Here is a 4,179-nt window from a genome sequence, read left to right on the forward strand (position 1 = left end):
TCTTGGTCGACAACCCGCCTACCAGGAGCTTCGTCGTTCCGTCCAGCCGGCACCCCAGACACCCCGCACCCCACCACCAAGATGGAAAAGGCTCAGTGGAACAACGGGAACAGGACGACACTACGAGCTCGTAACACGATCACGATCGGTACTTCTTGAGCCGCCCCCGGCAGATAGGCTGCAGGCAAGGGATACCAACGCGTCGTGGAGCTCGGTGCGGCGTTTCCATCGCACGGCGAGCCGTTTGAACTGGCGGAGCGAGGTGAAGACTTGCTCCACGACGTAGAGGAGCTTGCACATGCCCTGGATGTTCAGGGCGCCTTTGCGGGAGATGACGGGCAGGATCCGGCGTCTGCGAAGCTCTTCGCGTTTGGAGGCCAGCGCGAACGCTCGCCAGGTCACAGAAGCCGCCGACTGTAACGGGTCGGCCCCCTGGGCGATCGATTGGCAGCACATGAAATTCTTCGTTCCACTTGACACCACGTCAGCGAATGGTCTGCATCCCCTTCGAGGCATCGATGAAATTACTACGGCAGAGCCCTCAAAACAGGCGGCGAATAAGCATCAACGCGTCCGTTAACTCAGAGTGCATCGAATTCTGCTACCCACAGGTCATGACTCTCGCGGTTAGCGTGATCATAGAGAGGAGGCCGAGAGAAATCAAGCGCTAAGGCCCGATTTTCTTGCCGCCAAATATTCCTCTTTGGCAATCGAGTGAGAAATACCTCAACGCTCGGCTTCAGGGAATCATCTTTAATCGCTTGATCGAGGCCTGCATTATACCCCCGCGGACAAGTGATCAGCATTTTACCCGTGGGCTTGAGGAGCTGACGGAGATGCAAGATCGCCCTAACTGCCTTCCCAGGGTCCCGCGGGAACTCGTCCCAACCCACGTGCTCTAAAGTCGAGATGGACACAATGAAGTCGAAACGCTCATCAGGTTGATAGTCAAGCACGTCGCAGTTAATCACACCACGTGCGCGTTCGAATTTATCAACCACGTGATGATTGACAACTCCGTAGTGGGAAAGAACGTTTCCGATCTCGACTCCGCACTGACCAGCACGTTCACGCAGAAAGTGACGAGCTACCGGAATTTCTACGATACGTTCGCTGCGCCAGGTTGCATTATAGTGATGTACGAAATAGGGCAGTTCATCACCGCGGAAGATGAACCCTTCCCTTCTCAATTTAAGCGAATGGATAGGGTAGGAAGCGTAAACGTACGTTTTCTTCCCGCATGCCGAAATGAGGGGCATCACTCCGCGGCTTTCCCTAATCTGCCGACCTCGGTCAGCAAGTCTGGCAGCTTCCTGTGTGATCCTCAAATTGTCCCCATTTCTTCGACCTAAAGGCCACTTGTTAGCTCTCAGGAAGGTGCACTTATCCTAGGTACGGCTAGTTAATCCTGCCAGTAGGTTAGTTCGGCCTGCTCCTATCCAGGAGTCCAGTCTCAGGTAGAGCCCCGGCCCCTGTTCGAGATCTCCGAGGCCCAACTCGACACCATCTGCCGGCCCGTCGCGGCGCGTGTAATTATTCGGCGAGCCGGACAGGACGCGGTTGTAATTGCAATCCAGGGTCCATTGCGGCTGCCCAGAGGTTATGAAATCTGTCAGGCGTAGCGGCTCAGATGCGTCACCTGCCGTCGTTTGGGGAATCCAGGAGCTATAATTAGACCACTCGCATTCGCTCCTCCAGATCCACCTCGGGCGCCACAGTGTCATGAATGCCAGGCAGGGCAAAATTGCTTTACCGGTTCGGAGCTCCTGTAGCCACCAGAGGCACTCCACAGCAACGCCGTATTGATCTTATTTACTTAATGAATCCTCGTTACGGAGGGAGGCAAATATTTTCCAAGAAACATATCGGCGTTGGCGATGTCGTGATCTGAAGCACAAGTGCAACGCTAATCGTGATAAGTGCAGCGGCAGCTGTTAGATAACGCATCAAGTCCTCCATGCAATCCCTGCACCCCGCCCGATCGACACCTGAATAGGGAGGTGGTGAAGGTCAAGGAGTAACAATAAGACAATCTCGCGCCCTGGCTGTCGATTTCATCGACCGATAATTTGGAGGTGGGCAAGCGCTCAAGTGTCTGCTCAAGCCATTCAGAAGTCCCACACCGTTCCCCGGTGGCTCAGGATTTCACAATGATTACCAAAGGTTTCCTGATACGAAACCCTCCGCCCCTCCCATACGCCTTCTGCGATGATAGTAACTGGATTGTACTCCCTCGTGCAAGGCACGTTGTACCCCGAGAGGTCGGCGAAAGAGCCATGGGATTTCAGTAAGAGTGAGCATGCCTTTTCGGTCGCAGGATGACTCCCTAACGGAGATGGGAAACAGTCCAAGGTTACCGCGCGGATCACAGCAACGGAGGGTCCCATTCCGTCATCTGGAGATTTCATCAGAACTAGTGAGGATGGGCGAGGTAAGCTGTTCGATGAAGCCGCAAAGGCGTTGCCTGTCGACGGGGCACCAGTGGATAAGACGGCAATTAATACAAGAATGATGCGCAGGCCGATTTTCATGGCCATTACTCCCTTCGGGGGGTGGAGTGCCTCACGATTCACATAATAAGCATAAGAGTCATGCGAGTCGTTACTGAAACGCCATCTGCCAATCGCATTCCTCTCGCGACTCGAACTCCCGCTCGATGATGGGCTGTGGAATATTCAGAAGAACAACAAGAAACCGGTTTGAGTGTAGCGAGCTTCGGCGAGTGCGGAAGTTGCGACCAAGCCGTGCAGGGGGTGACTCACTGCACTCTGTATTGTTACGACGCTGGAAGCGCGATCAGACTGGGGGCTTTGCCAGCCTTTATGCGTTGCGGTACCACTTGGCCATCGCAGCCTGCGCCACGTGTAGAGCCCGAGCCAGAACAACGAGCCTTTTCCAACCTCAGTGTGCTGTGTGGTGGAGGGCGAGGACGGCTTTCAGGATGTCGGTGATCCGGTTGGTGCTGCAGCGGAGTTTCCGGAGAAGTCGCCAGCCCTTGAGGGTGGCGATGGCCTGCTCTCCGGGGCAGCGGATCTTGGCGTGGGTGGTGTTGTGGCGGCGCTTCTATCGCTTGAGGCGGTGGCCGTGGAAGGGCACCCGGACAGGTCCGCCGGCTCCTGGTATGCCTTGTCCGCCCAGCATTTGAGGTCCGCATCGGTGAGCGCTCCGATGGTCCCGTGGTGCCGCCCGGCGGTCAGAGCGTGAGTCGAGCCGGGCAGAGCCGGTGAGGCTCGGAGCAGCCGTCCGAACGGATCGGTCATGACCTGCACGTTCATGCCGTGGCGTTTGTGTTTCCCGGAGTAATATGGGGTGCCGACGGCGATGCGGCCGATCGGCAGCAGGGTGCGTCGAGGACGACAAACGCCTTCTCTCCGGCCGTCGTCATCGCTTCGGCCAGAGACGGAGCGATGACGGCCAGGACGTCGACGGCCCCGCGTATGTAACGGTAGACGGTCGCGGTCCCGGTGCCGAACATGCGGCGCGCTGGGAGCAGGTGTCACCGCAGCGCAGGTGCGCGAGCACGGGAAGGTGCCTGACGGCCTGGCGTGAGCCGCCGCCACCGGGTGCCGATCTCGCGACGGTGCGCGCTCAAGCGCTGGGCGAGATCCCTCAGATGCGGCTGGACAGATCGATCGCCGATGGGCACTCGTCCAGGCCGCACTCATTCTTCGCGCTCTGGAAGCAGGACTCGATCGCCCAGCGACTGCCGGCCACTGCGACCAGCTGGTCGACGGTGGTGCTGGCGGGAGCGTGGGCCAGGTAGTAGGCGATCTCTTCGGGGCGGGCGATGCTGCGGCGGGCCATTACCCACCTGCGGTGCGAGGGCTCGCCGCTGTCGAAGAGCGGGACGGCCGACAACTGGGCGGCGGCCCAGTCGTAGAGGCGCGGGCCCTTGGCACCGTCACCGCAGGACAGTCGTTCCCAGGCATCATCGGGGCGTCGCCGATGAGCTGGTCGATGCGTCAGCAGCCGGCGAGGGACTTGACCTGCTGTGACTTCGGGACCGCGACGACGTAGCCGAGGCCGGCTTCCTCGATCATGCGGCGGAAGTGCCAGTCTTGGCCGTAGAGAACATCCGCGGTCACAGCCAGACCGCGACATCGCGATCGACTGCATCGACACCACCCACGAGCCGGTGGTCGTACGGGCCCGGGCTCGGTCTCGCCAGGCCGCGTGCCC

At 58.9% G+C, this 4,179-nt stretch carries 2 protein-coding genes and 2 pseudogenes; all 4 read right to left on the reverse strand.

Features of this window, described 5'->3' with window-relative positions:
* Positions 1-581 precede the first annotated feature (581 nt).
* The gene (locus tag ACZ53N_RS36595) at positions 582-1,259 is read right to left on the reverse strand and encodes an SAM-dependent methyltransferase (protein ID WP_469145033.1); all 678 of its coding nucleotides are present in this window, start codon (positions 1,257-1,259) and stop codon (positions 582-584) included.
* An 849-nt stretch (positions 1,260-2,108) separates the two neighbouring features.
* Positions 2,109-2,537, reverse strand: a complete 429-nt coding sequence (locus ACZ53N_RS36600; protein ID WP_469145034.1) for an SSI family serine proteinase inhibitor — start codon at positions 2,535-2,537, stop codon at positions 2,109-2,111.
* 364 nt (positions 2,538-2,901) lie between these two features.
* Positions 2,902-3,654, reverse strand: a pseudogene (locus ACZ53N_RS36605) (transposase family protein).
* Positions 3,646-4,179, reverse strand: a pseudogene (locus ACZ53N_RS36610) (hypothetical protein); the annotation flags it as partial. The pseudogenes ACZ53N_RS36610 and ACZ53N_RS36605, both read right to left, overlap by 9 nt.

This window comes from Streptomyces sp. NPDC033229, assembly GCF_055576875.1.

Bases quoted from the DNA above. Each gene is read 5' to 3' on its own strand.
- ACZ53N_RS36595 (WP_469145033.1), bottom strand. From the start codon at position 1,259: ATGCCCCTCATTTCGGCATGCGGGAAGAAAACGTACGTTTACGCTTCC.
- ACZ53N_RS36600 (WP_469145034.1), bottom strand. From the start codon at position 2,537: ATGGCCATGAAAATCGGCCTGCGCATCATTCTTGTATTAATTGCCGTC.